The organism is Mycobacterium sp. NGS40, from assembly GCF_059812735.1.
Map to the genome: position 1 here is coordinate 131,653 of NZ_JCALDG010000010.1, position 16,389 is coordinate 148,041.

The window sequence follows — 16,389 nt, forward strand, 5'->3', positions numbered from 1 at the left end:
CGGTAGCACTCAGCCGGCGTGGGCCAGCGCGCGATTGCGTGCGTCGATGGCTTCCTGAGTCGCGGGAACCAAGAGGTCCCCGCCCGCACCGACGGTGCCCTGGGCATGGGTGACGTGCGGGCGCTGATCACGCTCATATTGGGCCATCGCTGCATCCAGGTCGTCGGCGTTGTCGGACAATGCCTTTGCCAGTAGCCATGTTCCGGTGATGGCCAGGCTGGTTCCCCGCCCGGACATCGGGGATGCGCAGTGGGCCGCGTCGCCGACAAGCACGACCCGTCCCCGGTGCCACGATGGCATGTCGATCTGGCTCACCGAGTCGAAGTACAGTTCCGGGTCACGGCATGCCGCGTCGAGCAGTTCGGGCACCCGCCACCGGCCGTGTCCGCCGAATTCCTCGGTGAGGACGCGCTTCTGCGCATCTAGGTCGTGGTAGTCGTACTCGATCCAGGATGAGCGGAACTCCAGCACCGCCAACGCCACGTCGCGATAGGCGACAACGCCGGCCATGTGCCCCGGGAAGTTGTAGATCGGGTTGGGGGCGCCGGTCGGACGGTAATGCGGCAAATTCGCCAGCGCGACGTAGAAGCCGAGATGACGCAGATACCGGCGCTCAGGACCGAAAATGAGCCGGCGGGTCGCAGAGTGCAGACCATCGGCGCCCACTACGAGGTCGTAGCGGGCCTGCCCGCCAGAGACGAACAGTACGTCGACACCGCGACCGTCGTCGTGCAGTTCGGTGACGGACTCGCCGAACCTCAACGCGACGGAAGGCCCGAGACCATTGCGCAGGACGTGCGCCAAATCTTCTCGCGGGATTTCGGTGTCGTAAGCCGTGTCGTTGATCTCCGCGAGCGGTAGATCGGCCACCCGGTCGCCGTTGCCGTCGACGAAGCAACTGCGTGCCGTCATGTCGACCTGGCGGGCCCGGATCTCATCGAGGATGCCCATCTGTCGCGCGACCGTCAGTGACTCGCCGCGAATGTCGATCGGTGATCCGTTGACCCGAAGATGTTGTGCGCGTTCGACAATGGTGATGTCATGCCCGGCGTTGCCCAGATTGATGCCCGCGGACAGCCCGGCCATGCCCGCGCCGCAAACCAGAATGCGCATGAGTAAACCCCTCGGATATAGGAGACATAGTGTATCCAAAGAACGATAGCGATCGGAGTTAGGAAACGCAATGACTCTTACCGGCGCGGGCCTAGCCCCTCAATCCCCGGTTGCGCGCGTCGATCTCGGCCTGAGTGGCGGGGGCCAGCAGGTCGCCGCCCGGGGCGGCCGTCGCCTGGCAGCGGATCACGTGCGGCCGCTGATCGCGTTCGTATCGGTCCCACGCCCGGGCGAGGTCGCCGGGGTGCTCGCGCAAGGCTCGCGCGAGGAACCAGGCGCCGGTCAGGGCCAGGCTGGTGCCGCGCCCAGAAAGGGTTGCGGCGCAGTGTGCGGCATCGCCCACGAGAACGACGCGACCGTTGTGCCAGCCCGGCATTTTGATCTGACTCTCGGAGTCGAAGTAGAGCTGCGGGTCTCTGACGGCGGCGTCGACCAACTCAGGAACTCGCCACTCGTCGTGACCGGCGAAGGCATCGCCCAGGATCCGCTTACCTGCCGCCAGGTCGTGGTAGTCGTAGTCGATCCACGGCGAGCGAAACATGAAGAATGCGAACGCTTTTGCGTTGTAGGACATGATCCCTACGAGGTGTCCCGGGAAGTTGTACATCGGGTTTACCCGATCGCTCGGATGATAACCGGGTAGCGCCGCCATCCCGGTATAGAAGCCGAGGTGGTGCAGGAACTGCCGCTGCGGCCCGAATGTGAGCTCCCGCACGGCCGAATGCATTCCGTCCGCCCCAACGACGAGGTCGTATCGGTCAGCCGCGCCCGAGGAGAACCGGACGTCGACACCGAATCGACCGCCGTCGAGTGCGGCGATGGATTCGCGCAGCCGCAATTCCGTTGACCCCAGCCGGTCGCGCAGGAGGTCGATGAGGTCGTCACGGGCGATCTCGACGTCATCGGGGCCGTCGTTGATCTCGTCCGCCGGCAGTTCCGCTACCACCGTGCCGTCGCGGTCGACGAATTGCACCCGCTCGGTCATGTCGATGCTGCGCTCGTGGATTTGCCCGAGCAGGCCCATCTTGTCGGCTACGTCGATCGAGTCCCCACGAATGTCGATCGGCGGCGCGCTGCCCCCCAAGTGGTCCGCGCGCTCGACGATGGTGACGTCATGGCCGTCGGAACCGAGGTTGATCGCGGTGCTCAGGCCCGCGACACCGGCACCGGAGATGAGAATGCGCATCGGTAGGCCTCGCCCGGCGATAGGATCCATTGCGTATCCAATGAACGGTAGCGATCAGCCTTAGGGAACGCAATGCCTCTTACCTCTAACGCCGCTCCGCAGCGTCGCCGCGGTGTCGCCCTCGAGAACGCGTTGCTGTCCGCGGCCTGGGAAGAACTGAATGAACGCGGCTACGACGACTTCACGATCGATGGCGTCGCCGCTCGGGCCCGCACCAGTCGCGCGGTGCTGTACCGACGCTGGCCGGGAAAGCCGGAACTGGTACACGCCGCGTTGATCGCTGCAGCCAAAAAGGATCCACTCACGGTGCCGGACACCGGCAGTCTGCGCGGCGACGTGATCAACCTGCTGCGGCAGGTCAATAGCCAGCGCGGCCATCTGGCCATCACCGTGATGACCCGGCTCGGCGGTTTCTACCGCGATACCGGCACCAACATCGCCGACCTGCGCAACGTGCTTGAGGGTGAGCGCGGCGCCACGATGAACAAGCTTGTCGCGCGCGCCATCACCCGTGGGGAGATTCGGCCTGGCCAGGTCAACGGCCGAGTGGCACAGCTGCCCACCGACCTGCTTCGCCACGATGTGTTGGTCACGCTGGCACCCCTGACCGACCAAGCCATTGAGGAGATTGTGGACGCGGTGTTCCTGCCCCTCGTCCGGCTCGGCGCCGACGTCTAGATGTTGGAAGACCTGCCCATCCGGTCATCGGGTCGGCCTCGAGTGACGGGTTCCTCGCGCCCGGTAAGCTATCCGTCATGGTTTTGGCCCTACAGATCACCCTGGTGGTCACCAGCATCCTGGTAGTGCTGCTGGTGCTGCTGCACCGTGCCAAGGGTGGTGGCCTGTCCACGCTGTTCGGCGGTGGTGTGCAGTCCAGCCTGTCCGGATCCACGGTGGTGGAGAAGAACCTGGACCGGCTGACGGTGTTCGTGGTCGGTATCTGGCTGGTGTGCATCATCGGCATGGCACTGCAGATCAAGTACCGCTGACCCGACTTCACTCGGCAAGCGGGTAACGCCGCGGGCACCGATACTGGATCGCATGGTTTCTGAGCCCGTCGCCGAGGTCGTTCCCGAGGCCGCGCTGGCGCCGATTGGTGCTGTGCAGCGGACCCGCGTCGGCCGCGAGGCAACCGAGCCGATGCGCGCTGACATCAGGATGCTCGGCACCATCCTCGGCGACACCGTGCGCGAGCAGAACGGCGACGAGGTTTTCGAGTTGGTCGAACGCGCCCGGGTGGAGTCTTTTCGGGTGCGCCGCTCCGAGATCGACCGGGCCGAGATCTCGCACATGTTCGACGGCATCGACATCCACTTGGCGATCCCGATTGTCCGGGCGTTCAGCCACTTCGCGTTGCTGGCCAACGTCGCCGAAGACATCCACCGCGAGCGCCGGCGTCATATCCACGTCGACGCCGGCGAACCACCGCAAGACAGCAGCCTGGCCGCCACCTACGCGAAACTGGATTCCGCGGAATTGGATTCGGCCACGGTGGCCGAGGCGCTCAAGGGTGCGCTCGTTTCGCCCGTCATCACCGCCCACCCCACCGAGACTCGCCGGCGGACCGTCTTCGTTGCCCAGCACCGGATCACCGAGCTGATGCGACTGCACGCCGAGGGGCACCGGGAAACCAGCGATGGCCGCAGCATCGAGCGTGAGCTGCGCCGCCAGGTGCTCACGCTCTGGCAGACCGCGCTGATCCGGTTGTCCCGGCTGCAGATCACCGACGAGATCGACGTCGGCCTGCGGTATTACCAGGCCGCACTGTTCGAGGTGATCCCGCAGGTCAATTCCGGGGTTCGCGACGCGCTGCGCGCCCGCTGGCCCGGGGCCGATTTGCTATCGGCGCCCATTCTGCAGCCGGGCTCGTGGATCGGCGGTGACCGCGACGGGAACCCGAACGTCACTGCCGCCGTGGTGCGCCGGGCCACCGCCAGCGCCGCGTTCACAGCGCTGTCGCATTACCTGGCCGAGCTCACCCACCTCGAGCAGGAGCTCTCGATGTCGGCGCGATTGATCAGCGTCACAACGGAATTGACGGCTCTGGAGCAGAGCTGTCCGGAGCAGGCCAGGGCCGACGAGCCGTATCGGCGGGCGGTGCGGGTTATTCGCGGCCGGCTCAGCGCGACGGTCACCCAGATCCTGGATGACCAGCCGCAGCAACTGCTCGACCTGGGCATGCAACCGTACGCCACGCCGGACGAACTGAGGGCCGACCTCGACATCATCGATGATTCGCTGCGCACGCACGGCAGCGCCCTGCTGGCCGAGGATCGGCTGGGCCTATTGCGAGAAGGCGTGCACGTATTCGGGTTTCACCTGTGCGGGCTGGACATGCGGCAAAACTCGGACGTGCACGAGGAAGTGGTTGCCGAGCTGCTGGCCTGGGCCGGGGTACATCCGGACTACCGTTCGCTGCCCGAAGACGAGCGAGTCGAGTTGCTGGCGGATGAACTGACCACGAGGCGCCCCCTGCTGAGTGACCGCGCGGAGTTGTCTGAGCTGGCCCACCAGGAATTGAGCGTGGTCGAGGCCGCCGCGTTCGCCGTCAAGCGGTACGGGCCGGCGGCGGTGCCCAACTACGTCATCTCGATGTGTCAGTCCGTCTCGGACGTGCTGGAGGCCGCGCTGCTGCTGAAGGAAACGGGACTGCTCGATGTTTCCGGGCCCCAACCCTATTGCCCGGTGGGCATTTCGCCGCTGTTCGAGACGATCGACGATCTGCACAACGGTGCGGCGATACTGCACGCGATGCTGGAGCTGCCGATCTACCGGTCGTTGGTGGCCGCCCGCGGGGACAGCCAGGAAGTGATGCTCGGCTACTCCGACTCGAACAAGGACGGCGGCTATTTGACCGCGAACTGGGCGGTGTATCGGGCCGAGCTGGCGCTGGCCGAGGTGGCCCGCAAGACCGGAATTCGGTTGCGGCTCTTTCATGGCCGCGGCGGCACCGTCGGCCGCGGCGGTGGCCCCAGTTATCAGGCCATCCTGGCCCAGCCGCCCGGGGCGGTGAACGGTTCACTGCGGCTGACCGAGCAGGGCGAGGTGATCGCGGCCAAGTACGCCGAACCGCTGTTGGCGCAACGGAATCTGGAAAGCCTGGTGGCCGCCACGCTGGAGTCGACGCTGCTGGATGTGGAGGGTCTCGGCGACGAGGCAGAGCCGGCCTACGCGGTCCTCGAAGAGATCGCGACGCTGGCCCGCGAGGCGTACTCCGAATTAGTCCACGAGACACCGGGTTTCGTCGAGTACTTCAAGGCGTCCACGCCGGTCAGTGAGATCGGATCGTTGAACATCGGCAGCCGTCCGACGTCGCGCAAGCCCACCGAGTCGATCGCGGACCTTCGTGCCATTCCGTGGGTGCTGGCATGGAGCCAGTCGCGGGTGATGCTGCCCGGCTGGTACGGCACCGGATCGGCGTTCGCGCAGTGGATCGCCGCGGGCCCCGAAAGCGAGCGAGTCGAAGTTCTGCACGATCTGTATCAGCGGTGGCCGTTCTTCCGCAGCGTGTTGTCCAACATGGCGCAGGTGCTGGCCAAAAGCGACCTGGGACTGGCGGCGCGATACGCGGAATTGGTGGCCGATGAGTCGTTGCGGCGCAGGGTGTTCGGCAAGATCGCCGACGAGCATCAGCGGACGATCGCGATGCACAAGCTGATCACCGGTCAGGACGACCTGCTGGCCGACAACGCGGCGCTGGCTCGTTCGGTGTTCAACCGCTTCCCGTATCTGGAGCCGCTGAACCACCTGCAAGTCGAGTTGCTTCGGCGCTACCGGTCGGGTGACGACGACGAATTGGTGCAGCGCGGAATCCTGCTGACGATGAACGGGTTGGCCAGCGCGTTACGGAACAGCGGGTAACGGGCATAGGGCAGGGGAGGAGGTCCCATGTCCGCATCGATGCCATCCGATCACACGATGACCCCGGCCCGCTTCGCCCAGAACGAGCTCTTCGAGCGGCTGGCACGTGGCGGGTTCGTGGTGAGCGGACTGCTGCACCTGGTCGTCGGATACCTCGCCATCCGAATCGCGTTCGGCGAGGCCGGTACCGCCGATCAAACGGGTGCGCTGGCCACCCTGGCAAGCAAGCCGGGCGGGCCTGTCGCGCTGTGGTTCGCCGCCGGCGCTCTGCTGGTGCTGGGTCTGTGGCGCCTCGTCGAGACCGCACTCGGCCGATCCAGCGACCAGCAGGACGGCGCGTCGTCGAGCGCACTGGATCGGGCCAAAGCATTCTCGCTCGCGGTCGTCTATGTCGCGCTGGCGTATTCGGCTCTCGGTTTCGCGCGCGGCGCCGGCAAGTCTGCCGGTCAGCAGAATTCGACGATCAGCGCACGGCTGATGCAGAGCACGGCCGGCACGATCGCCCTGGTGGTCTGCGGCGTGATCGTCATCGCGGTGGGGGGTTACCACGTCTACAAGGGTGCCAGCCGCAACTTCGTCGACGATCTGAAAGGCAAGTCCGGCAACGTGGTCCGGCGTCTGGGCATCGTCGGCTACATCGCCAAGGGGGTGGTGATCGCCGGCGCGGGCGTACTGGTCATCGTCGCCGCATTCTTGTCGCAGCCGGAGAAGGCCACTGGCCTGGATGCGGCCCTCAAGACGCTGGGCGCTCAACCGTATGGACGGATTCTGCTGGTCGCCGCCGGTCTGGGCATCATCACCTACGGTTTCTACAGCTTCGCGATGGCCCGGCGGACCAAGATGTAGCGGTCGGCGAGCGCGCCGCGAAGTATCGGTTAACAGCAACTGAATCGCGTGCTCTGCCGCGCCGGGCGCGAATACGCTGACGCTGGGCCGAAGTGGGGCGGGACCACCTGCGGCCCATGCATATCAAGCGATACCTGGCGGGGAGATCTTGGGCGCATCCGGGCCACCACTGTGGCTACTCGTGATTGTTGTCTTCGCCGTCGCAATCGCCATCGCGGTGGGCTGCATATGGCTTGGAAGCCGCATGATGCCGACGCCGGTGCTCGGCCGAGATCACAACCCGGCGATGTCGCCGTTCATCGCGATTGTCAGCCTCGTTTACGGCGCGCTGCTCGGGTTCACCGTGGTGGCCACGTGGGAACAATTCTCCGCCACCCAGGTCATTGTCGCCAACGAGGCATCGGCGCTGACCACGATGTATCGCCAGACGGTCGCGATGCCACAGCCGGAGCAGGCCCAGCTTCAGCAGCTGCTGCGCCAGTACGCGAACGCCGTGGCGGGCACCGATCGCACCAAGCCCGGCGTGGACGGCGGCAGTGACAGCGCGCGGGCGGCAATCACCGACATGTATCGCATCGTCGGTAAACAGACGTCCGGTGCCGCGTCGAATCCGATCGACTTTCAGTTCCTGAGCCAACTGACCGCGCTGGCATCCGATCGCAACGAGCGCATCATCGGCACCAAGCCCCGAATCCCGGTGTTGCTATGGGCAGGGCTGATATTCGGTGCGGTGGTTCTCGTCTCGCTCACCGGGTTCCTGCGTCTCGGGCACACCGTTGGCCATGCAGTGGTTTCCAGCACGATCGCGGTTCTGCTCGGTCTGCTGCTGTGCATCGTCTTCGCCTTCGACCATTCCTTCGCCAGCGATCATCAGATCACCGCCGCGCCGTTTCACCATGCGCTGGACGTTTTCGACGCCGTCGACCGGGGGACCTGATTAGGTGTGCGAATAGTCGACCAGGCACGGCCCGGCCGCCCGCGCAACGCCGCCGATCTGGGCCGCGACCGGCTCCGGATGTGTCGTCCATCGCGGCGTCATCCGGTAGGCGCCCAGCAGGTGAGTCATGGCGGCCGTCATCGCCGACAGCGAGAACGGCTGGGCCGGGCAGGAGTGCTTGCCGTGCCCGAAGGCGGTGACCAGCATCGGCGAAGGGAGAGCGTCTTTTTCGGTCAGCTGATGGCGGGTCCACCGATCGGGATCCCATTGCCGTAGCCCCGGCGCCGCGAAGGTGTTGAGCAACGGGAGCAGGGTGGCGATGGTCCAGCCAGGCGGGACCCGGTAGGTGGTGGCTCCGGTGTTCAGCGAGACCGGCGACAGCACGCTGCGAGACATGATCGAGCGTTGCGCCATACGCGTCGACTCCAGCGCACAGCTCTGGGCAAAGGGATTGTCGCCCAACCGTACTCGCTGCAGCTGGGCCGGGTGTTCGAGCAGGTCGACCAAAGCCCAGCCCAGCGCGGCGGCCAGGTTGGACATGGACGCGATGTGGATCAGCGCGACGTCGAAGGCGATCCCGCGCAGCCGGGAAGGCTGCGGCGCCGTCGACCAGGCGTGCACGATCCGGCCGAAGAGGTCATGATCACTGATGTCCCCGTCGTCGAATCTGCGCACCGCGGCGGCGATGGCGTCGGCAATCTCATCGAGCGCGGCGCGCTCGGCGCATTTGCCGGTCGCCGCCACCGCCGCCATCCGATCGGGGTGGACGAACGCGTCGGAGCCGTCCAGGGTGTCGAAGGCGCGCACCAGACGCTCGAAGGTCTCCCCGTCGGCCGACCCCGGTCCGGCCCACGAGGCCAGCCCCATCCGGTGGCCGAGGCGACGCATCAGATCGAACACGTCGAACGAACCCGCCCATCCCAGCTCGAGTGTTGTCTGCTCGAGCGCGCGGTCCAGGTTGACCAGATAGTTGGCCACATCGCCGCGGCGAAACAGCATGTTCGGCAGGGTGCGTCGCCCGGCAAAGATGTCGTCGGGCAGCTTGCGCCGCAGCATCAGGTAGTCGGCGACCCCCTTGCTCGCGGTCTCCTCGCTCAGTGCGTAGAACGACTCGACGCCGGTGGGCGAGAAGGTGAACAGGTAGCGGTCGGGACCGCTTTTCACGGCGAAGGTGTCTCCGTGCCGGGCGCGGGCGGCGGCGATCACCGCGACGGCGTCGGTTACCGGAACGTCCCACGGCAGACCGGTGCCGTCGGCGTAGGGCGGTGCGGGCACCGGCTCGGCGCCGGTCACGGCCTACCGCGCCGGCCGGTTGCGCAGCCGGTCCACCACACCGCGCACCGCGTGCTCGGTCACCGCGAGCGGCGACATCACCGTCTCGCCGATACTCACGATGTAGTCGATGCGTCTGACGATCGCCTCCACCGGCTCCACCAGCGAGATCAGGCGTTTGGCGAGCTCGTCCAGGCTTTCCATGGTTCCTTCGAGGTGGTCCAGGCCGCCGTCCAGGCGCTCGACCGTGCCGTTCAACCGGGTCAGGGAACTGCTCAGCTCATTCATGGTTCTGCCGAGGTTGTCGAGGACGTCCTCGACCTGCTCGACCGTCTTGTCGGCGTTCAGAGCAGCCTGAGTGAGCGTCTTGATCCGGTTTCGCTCAGGCCCGTTGCGCACCGATCTGTCTGCCATGTCGGTAATTATGACCGGGACGGAACCGGGGAAAACCTCTGAACATCGAATTGGTTGTGCGAAAACAACACTGTGACGGTGGCCGTTGGGCCGGCCTGGCCCGAGGCTGCGGGTGTGAGGTGACGCGGCGGCTGGGGGAGTACGCGGCCGGCTACGCCGACGCCGAAGCCGGAGCGGGCGGGGTCCTAGGGCCGGGCGGGCAGCTTGGCGGCGGCGTCCTCGTCGAGCAGCCAGAGCGTCGTCTCGAGCCCGATGGCACCCGCGGCCGGGATATCCACCGGCTTGGCGCCGCCGATGGCGGCGGCGGCCGCATCGCCCTTGGCGGCTCCCGAGACCATCAGCCACACCTCGCGGGATCGCCGGATCGCCGGGATTGTTAACGTGATTCGCTGCGGCGGGGGTTTGGGGGAGTCGTCGACGGACACCACCATGCGGCTGGTCTCGCGCACCGCCGCGGTGTCGGGGAACAGCGAGTTGATGTGGCCCTCGGGCCCCATGCCGAGCAGATGGACGTCGAAATTCGGTACCTGCTCGCCGGGCTCGGCGTTGGCGGCCAGTAGTTGTTCATAGGCCAGCGCCGCGGCGGCGAGATCGCTGCCGAATTCCCCGTCGCTGGCGGCCATCGGATGCACGTTGCTCGCCGGGATGTCGATGTGATCGAGCAGGGCTTCTCGGGCCTGTTTCTCGTTGCGCTCGCTGTCATCCTCGGGGACATAGCGTTCGTCGCCCCAGAAGAGGTGCACCGTCGACCAGTCGATCTGATCGGCCTGAGCGCGCAAGTATTTCAGCAGCCCGATGCCGTTACCGCCGCCGGTCAGCACGATCAGGGCGCGTCCGCGCGCCGCGGCGGCGGCGTGGATGGTCTCGACGAGCCGGCGGCCCGCTGCCTCGACCAGCTGGTCGCCGTCCGGGAAGACTTCAACGGTTGTGCTCACGCGTATTGCACCTTATCGATTCCTTCGAGCGCGCTGTAGTAGACCTCGTCGGGGTCCAAGCGACGCATATCTTCGGCCAGGCATTCACGGGTTTCCCTGCGCGCCAACGGAACTAGCGCATCCGGTCGCCCGGTCCGGCTCAGGGTGGCCGTCGTTCCCTCCTGCGGCCTGCTCAGGGTGATGGTTTCGCTCTTGCGCACCAGCTCGACTTTGAGCTCGCCGACCTCGCGACGTACCGGCCCGTCGATCCGGCTGGCCAGCCAGCCCGCCAGGACGTCGAGCGAGGGCTCAGTGCGCAGACCGGATACCAGCGCGGATTCGATCTTCTCGTGCGGTTTCTGGTCGACCGCGGAGGTGAGCAACGCCCGCCAGTACGTGATCCGCGCCCAGGCCAGATCGGTGTCCCCGGCGGTATATCCGGGAAGCCGGCTCTTGATCGCCGACAACGGGTCGTCGGTGTTGGTCGCATCGGTGATGCGCCGAATCGCCAACTTCCCCAACGGGTCTTGGGCGGGAACCGCGGGGGCGATATCGGGCCACCACACCACGACCGGGATATCGGGAAGCAGGAAGGGGATTACGACGCTGGCCGAGTGACCGGACAACGGGCCGGACAGCCTCAGCACCACGACCTCGCCGGCGCCGGCGTCGCCGCCGACTCGAACCTGAGCATCCAGGCGCGCATCGTGGCCGTCGGTGTCACCGGCCGCCACGACCAGGACCCGGCTGGGGTGTTCGTGGCTGGCGGCGTTGGCGGCCACGATGGCCTCTTCGAGCAGAGTGTCGTTGTCCGACTTGATGATCAGCGTCCCGACCCGGCCCATCATGACCACGCCGGCCTCTTCGCGCAGGGCATCGAGCTTCTTGTTGACCGCGGTGGTGGTGGTGTCCAGCAGATCGACGATCATTGGCGCCACTCCTCAGCATCGCTATGCTCTGCACCGTCGTCGGCGCGGATCACGGCCGCCGCCATTCGCGGCCAGTGCGGCGCAACATCTCATCTGCCGAGGCCGGCCCCCAGGTGCCCGACTCGTATGGGTCGGGTTTACCGTTCGACTCCCAATGGTCGAGGACGGGATCGAGTATCTGCCAGGCCAATTCGACCTCCTCGTTCACCGGGAACAGCGACGGCTCACCCAGCAGCACGTCCAGGATCAGCCGCTCGTAGGCCTCGGGGGAATCTTCGGCGAACGCCGAGCCGTAAGAGAAGTCCATGTTGACGTCGCGGACTTCCATCGCGCCCGGGACCTTGGAACCGAACCGCAGCGTGATGCCCTCGTCGGGCTGCACCCGGATGACCAGCGCGTTGGCGCCGAGCTCGTCGGTCATGGTGGCGTCGAACGGCAGATGCGGGGCGCGTTTGAAGACCAGGGCGATCTCGGTCACCCTGCGGCCCAATCTTTTTCCGGTGCGCAGGTAGAACGGCACCCCGGCCCAGCGGCGGGTGTCCACCTCGAGCGTGATGGCCGCGAAGGTCTCGGTGGTGGAGTCCTTCGAGAAGCCGTCCTCGTCGAGCAGTCCCACCACCTGCTGGCCGCCCTGCCAGCCGGCCGCATATTGGCCGCGGCTGGTGGTCTCGTCGATCGGCTGCGCGAGTTGGGTGGCGGAGAGGACCTTGATCTTCTCGGCCTGCAATGCCTGCGCATTGAAGCTGACCGGCTCTTCCATCGCGGTGAGCGCCAGCAACTGCATCAGGTGGTTCTGGATGACGTCGCGGGCCGCGCCGATACCGTCGTAGTAACCGGCGCGTCCGCCCAGGCCGATGTCCTCGGCCATCGTGATCTGCACGTGGTCGACGTAGTGCGCGTTCCAGATCGGGTCCCAGAGTTGGTTGGCGAAGCGCAGCGCCAGGATGTTCTGGACCGTCTCCTTGCCGAGATAGTGGTCGATGCGGAACACCGACTCCTCGGGAAACACCGAGTTCACCACGTGATTGAGATCGCAGGCGCTCTTCAGGTCGTGGCCGAACGGCTTCTCGATGACGACCCGGCTCCAGCGATCCTCTTGCGGGCGGGCCAGCCCGGAGGAGTGCAGCTGTTCGCACACCACCGGGAAGGACTTCGGCGGGATCGCCAGGTAGAACGCGTGATTGCCGCCGATACCGCGCTCGACGTCGAGCTTGTCGAGTGTCTCCGCGAGTCGCACGAACGCCTTATCGTCGTCGAAGGCGCCCGACACGAACCGCAGTCCCTCGGCCAACCGTTCCCAAATGGCCTGCCGAAAGGGGGTGCGGCAGTACTGCTTGACGTCGTCGTGAATGACCTGGGCGAAGGCGTCATGATCCCAGTCGCGGCGGCCGAAGCCGACCAGCGAGAAGGTCGGTGGCAGCAACCCGCGGTTGGCCAGGTCGTAGACCGCGGGCACCACCTTTTTGTGCGCCAGGTCGCCGGTGACGCCGAACAGCACCATGGCGCATGGCTCGGCGATCCTGGGTAGCCGCTTATCGTCTTTGTCCCGCAATGGGTTACGCCATTGCGCGTTGTCCGCGCTCGGCGTCATTTGGTAGTGGTGCTCAGCTGCTTCTGTGTCTCGTCGAGCAACTCGGACCAGGATTCGACGAACTTCTCCACGCCTTCGTTCTCCAAGACCACGAACACATCGGTCACGTCGATGCCGACCTCGGAGAGCTTGTCGAACACGCCCTGAGCCGCGTCGGCCGTGCCCGTGATGGTGTTGCCGCTGACCACGCCGTGGTCGGCGACGGCGTCAATCGTCTTCTCCGGCATGGTGTTCACCGTGAAGGGCGCGACCAGCTCGGTGACATACAGCGTGTCGGAGTAGTCGGGGTTCTTGACGCCGGTCGACGCCCACAGCGGCCGCTGCACGCGGGCGCCGTCGGCCTTCAACGCCGCGAAGCGCTCGCCGTCGTCGAACACCTCCTGGTAGGCCGCGTAGGCCAGCCGGGCGTTGGCGACACCGGCTTGGCCGCGCAAACCGAGTGCGTCCGGAGTGCCGATCGCTTCCAGCCGCTTGTCGATCTCGGTGTCCACCCGGGAGACGAAGAACGAAGCCACCGAATGGATCTTGGACAGGTCATGTCCGGCCTCGCGGGCCTTCTCCAGGCCGGCCAGGTAGGCGTCCATCACCTCGCGGTGCCGCTCTACGGAGAAGATCAGCGTGACGTTGACCGAAATGCCTTCGGCGAGAACGGCAGTGATGGCGGGGATGCCCGCCTTGGTGGCCGGGATCTTGATCAGCAGGTTCGGCCGGTCCACGATCTTCCACAGCTCGATGGCCTGCGCGGTGGTCTTGTCGGTTTCGGCGGCCAGTCGCGGGTCCACCTCGATGGACACGCGCCCGTCCACGCCGTCGGACGCCTCCCACTGCGGCCGCAGTACGTCGCACGCGGTGCGCACGTCGTCGGTGGTGATGGTGCGGATGGTGGCATCCACGTCCGCACCCCGCTCGGCCAGCTCGGCGATCTGGGGATCGTAGGTGTCGCCGTCGGCAAACGCCTTCTGGAAGATGGACGGGTTGGTGGTCACGCCGACGACGCTCTTGGTGTCGATCAGCTCCTGCAGGTTGCCGGACTGCAGCCGGTCCCGCGACAAGTCGTCAAGCCACACGGATACGCCCGCGGCGGCCAGCGCCGCGAGGTTGGGGTTCTGGGTCATCTGAATCAGCCTTTCTCAGTTGTCGACTACTTCTTCCGCGGCGGCAGCGACGGCCTCCGCGGTGAAGCCGAACTCACGGAACAATGTCTTGGCGTCGGCGGATTCGCCGTAGTGCTCGATCGAAACGATCTTCCCGGTGTCGCCGACGAGCTTGTGCCACGGTTGCGCGATGCCTGCCTCGACGGCCACCCGCGCCGAGACCGAGGGCGGCAGCACGCTGTCGCGGTACTCGGCCGGCTGGGACTCGAACCATTCGACACAGGGCATCGACACCACCCGAGCGAGGATGTCCTTGTCCGCCAACAGCTTTGCGGCGTCGACCGCAAGCTGGACCTCGGAGCCGGTAGCGATCAGAACGACGTCGGGTTCTTCGTCGCCCTCGTTACTCAGCACATAGCCACCGCGGGCGACGCCCTCGATGTTGGTGCCCTCGAGGACCGGCACGCCCTGGCGGGTCAGGATCAGGCCGACAGGTCCGCTTCCGTTGCCGCGTGCCAGGATCGTGCGCCACGCGTAGGCCGTTTCGTTGGCATCGGCCGGACGCACCACCGACAGCTTCGGGATGGCCCGCAGCGCTGCCAGGTGCTCGATGGGTTGGTGCGTCGGACCGTCCTCGCCCAAACCGATCGAGTCGTGCGTCCACACGTAGATGGTGTCGATGTCCATCAGCGACGCCAGCCGCACGGCCGGGCGCATGTAGTCCGAGAACTGCAGGAAGGTGCCGCCGTAGGCGCGGGTCGGGCCGTGCAGCACGATGCCGGACAGGATCGACCCCATCGCGTGTTCGCGAATGCCGAAGTGCAGGGTGCGGCCGTACCAGTCGGCCGTGTAGTCCTTCGTCGTGATCGACGGTGGGCCAAAGGATTTCACACCATCCATGGTGGTGTTGTTGCTGCCCGCCAGGTCGGCCGATCCGCCCCACAGTTCGGGTAGCTTCGGTCCCAGGGCGGAGAGCACCTTGCCGGACGCCGCGCGGGTGGCCAGCGCCTTGGATCCGGGCTCCCAGTACGGGATGTCGGCGTCCCAGCCGTCGGGCAGCTGCTGCGCGGTCAGCCGGTCCAGCAGCGCCTTGCGCTCGGGTTCCCGCTGCGCCCAGGCGTCGAACTCCGCTTGCCATTTCTCGTGCGCCTCTTTGCCGCGGTCCACCAGCTTGCGGGTGTGGGCGATGACGTCGTCGCGCACCTCGAAGGTCTTGTCGGGGTCGAACCCGAGAATCTTCTTGACCTCCGCGATCTCTTCGTCGCCCAGCGCCGCGCCGTGCGCCTTGCCGGTGTTCATCAGGTTCGGCGCCGGGTAGCCGATGATGGTGCGCAGTGAGATGAACGACGGCTTGTCGATGACGGCCTTGGCGTTGGCGATGGCCTCCTCGATACCGACGACGTTCTCTCCGCCCTCGACTTCCTGCACGTGCCAGCCGTAAGCGCGGTAGCGCGCCGCGGTGTCCTCACACAACGCGATGTCGGTGTCGTCCTCGATCGAGATCTGATTGCGGTCGTAGAACACGATCAGATTGCCGAGCTGCTGCACGGCCGCCAGCGAGGACGCCTCAGAGGTGACGCCCTCCTCGATGTCGCCGTCGGACGCGATCACGTAGATGTAGTGGTCGAACGGGCTTTCGCCGGGCGCGGCGTCCGGGTCGAACAGACCGCGCTCGTAGCGCGCCGCCATCGCCATGCCGACCGAGGACGCCAGGCCCTGCCCGAGCGGACCGGTGGTGATCTCAACACCCTTGGTGTGCCGAAACTCCGGGTGGCCCGGGGTCTTCGAGCCCCAGGTGCGCAGCGACTCGATGTCGGACAGTTCGAGGCCGAACCCGCCGAGGTAGAGCTGCAGGTACAACGTCAGGCTGCTGTGCCCGGCCGACAGGATGAATCTGTCCCGCCCCAACCAATGCGGATCGCTGGGATCGTGGGTCATGGCGCGCTGGAACAGCGTGTAGGCCAGCGGGGCCAGGCTCATCGCGGTCCCGGGGTGGCCATTGCCGACCTTCTGGACCGCGTCGGCGGCCAGCACCCGCACGGTGTCGACGGCGGCCGAGTCGATCTCGGCCCAGTCGTCTGGGTGCTGCGGTCGGGTCAGCGTGGAGATCTCTTCAAGAGTGGTCACAGGCGTCAGTCCTTGGGGTGGCCGTAAACAGAGCGCGGATCAATCCTCACCCTAGTGCGGGAGTGGCAGCGTTTGCAGTGCGGGTTTGTGGGTAATCCTCGGTGC

14 protein-coding genes are annotated in these 16,389 nt (G+C 66.4%); 5 read left to right on the forward strand and 9 right to left on the reverse strand.

Annotated elements, in window-relative coordinates; genetic code table 11:
- Positions 1–9 precede the first annotated feature (9 nt).
- Both AC5Y5O_RS17160 and AC5Y5O_RS17165 read right to left on the reverse strand, forming a co-directional pair.
- Positions 10–1,113: an FAD-dependent monooxygenase gene (locus tag AC5Y5O_RS17160; protein ID WP_096286799.1), complete on the reverse strand. Its 1,104-nt coding sequence runs from the start codon at positions 1,111–1,113 to the stop codon at positions 10–12.
- Positions 1,114–1,204: 91 nt separating this feature from the next.
- The gene (locus AC5Y5O_RS17165) at positions 1,205–2,299 is read right to left on the reverse strand and encodes an FAD-dependent monooxygenase (protein ID WP_500026001.1); all 1,095 of its coding nucleotides are present in this window, start codon (positions 2,297–2,299) and stop codon (positions 1,205–1,207) included.
- Between the two features lie 72 nt (positions 2,300–2,371).
- Between AC5Y5O_RS17165 and AC5Y5O_RS17170 the strand changes: the two genes are divergently transcribed.
- From AC5Y5O_RS17170 to AC5Y5O_RS17190, 5 genes are all read left to right on the forward strand, one after another.
- A complete protein-coding gene (locus tag AC5Y5O_RS17170; RefSeq protein WP_096286803.1) occupies positions 2,372–2,977 on the forward strand; it encodes a TetR/AcrR family transcriptional regulator in 606 nt (201 codons plus the stop codon).
- A 77-nt stretch (positions 2,978–3,054) separates the two neighbouring features.
- On the forward strand, positions 3,055–3,288 hold the full coding sequence (gene secG, locus AC5Y5O_RS17175) for a preprotein translocase subunit SecG (RefSeq protein ID WP_036468630.1): 234 nt from the start codon (positions 3,055–3,057) through the stop codon (positions 3,286–3,288).
- Between the two features lie 52 nt (positions 3,289–3,340).
- The gene (gene ppc / locus AC5Y5O_RS17180) at positions 3,341–6,160 is read left to right on the forward strand and encodes a phosphoenolpyruvate carboxylase (RefSeq protein WP_500026004.1); all 2,820 of its coding nucleotides are present in this window, start codon (positions 3,341–3,343) and stop codon (positions 6,158–6,160) included.
- 27 nt (positions 6,161–6,187) lie between these two features.
- On the forward strand, positions 6,188–7,006 hold the full coding sequence (locus AC5Y5O_RS17185; RefSeq protein ID WP_243393864.1) for a DUF1206 domain-containing protein: 819 nt from the start codon (positions 6,188–6,190) through the stop codon (positions 7,004–7,006).
- A 148-nt stretch (positions 7,007–7,154) separates the two neighbouring features.
- A complete protein-coding gene (locus AC5Y5O_RS17190) occupies positions 7,155–7,943 on the forward strand; it encodes a bestrophin-like domain (protein ID WP_096286808.1) in 789 nt (262 codons plus the stop codon).
- Here AC5Y5O_RS17190 and AC5Y5O_RS17195 read toward each other — a convergent pair whose 3' ends face one another.
- The 7 genes from AC5Y5O_RS17195 to tkt form a co-directional block, all read right to left on the reverse strand.
- Positions 7,944–9,236 (reverse strand): cytochrome P450, encoded by a 1,293-nt coding sequence (locus tag AC5Y5O_RS17195; RefSeq protein ID WP_500026013.1) that lies wholly within the window; start codon positions 9,234–9,236, stop codon positions 7,944–7,946.
- Between the two features lie 3 nt (positions 9,237–9,239).
- A complete protein-coding gene (locus AC5Y5O_RS17200; protein WP_096291053.1) occupies positions 9,240–9,638 on the reverse strand; it encodes an ATPase in 399 nt (132 codons plus the stop codon).
- A 176-nt stretch (positions 9,639–9,814) separates the two neighbouring features.
- Positions 9,815–10,564 carry a 6-phosphogluconolactonase gene (gene pgl, locus AC5Y5O_RS17205; protein ID WP_096286812.1) on the reverse strand — a complete coding sequence of 250 codons (750 nt, stop codon included), beginning with the start codon at positions 10,562–10,564 and terminating at the stop codon, positions 9,815–9,817.
- Entirely contained in the window at positions 10,561–11,472 is a 912-nt protein-coding gene (opcA, locus tag AC5Y5O_RS17210; protein WP_096286813.1) for a glucose-6-phosphate dehydrogenase assembly protein OpcA, read from the reverse strand. The genes pgl and opcA overlap by 4 nt, the downstream gene beginning before the upstream one ends.
- Before the next feature lie 49 nt (positions 11,473–11,521).
- A complete protein-coding gene (zwf, locus tag AC5Y5O_RS17215; RefSeq protein WP_096286815.1) occupies positions 11,522–13,063 on the reverse strand; it encodes a glucose-6-phosphate dehydrogenase in 1,542 nt (513 codons plus the stop codon).
- A complete protein-coding gene (tal, locus tag AC5Y5O_RS17220) occupies positions 13,060–14,178 on the reverse strand; it encodes a transaldolase (RefSeq protein WP_096286817.1) in 1,119 nt (372 codons plus the stop codon). Before tal ends, zwf begins: the two co-directional genes overlap by 4 nt.
- A 15-nt stretch (positions 14,179–14,193) precedes the next feature.
- Positions 14,194–16,284 (reverse strand): transketolase, encoded by a 2,091-nt coding sequence (gene tkt, locus AC5Y5O_RS17225; RefSeq protein WP_096286819.1) that lies wholly within the window; start codon positions 16,282–16,284, stop codon positions 14,194–14,196.
- Positions 16,285–16,389 lie beyond the last annotated feature (105 nt).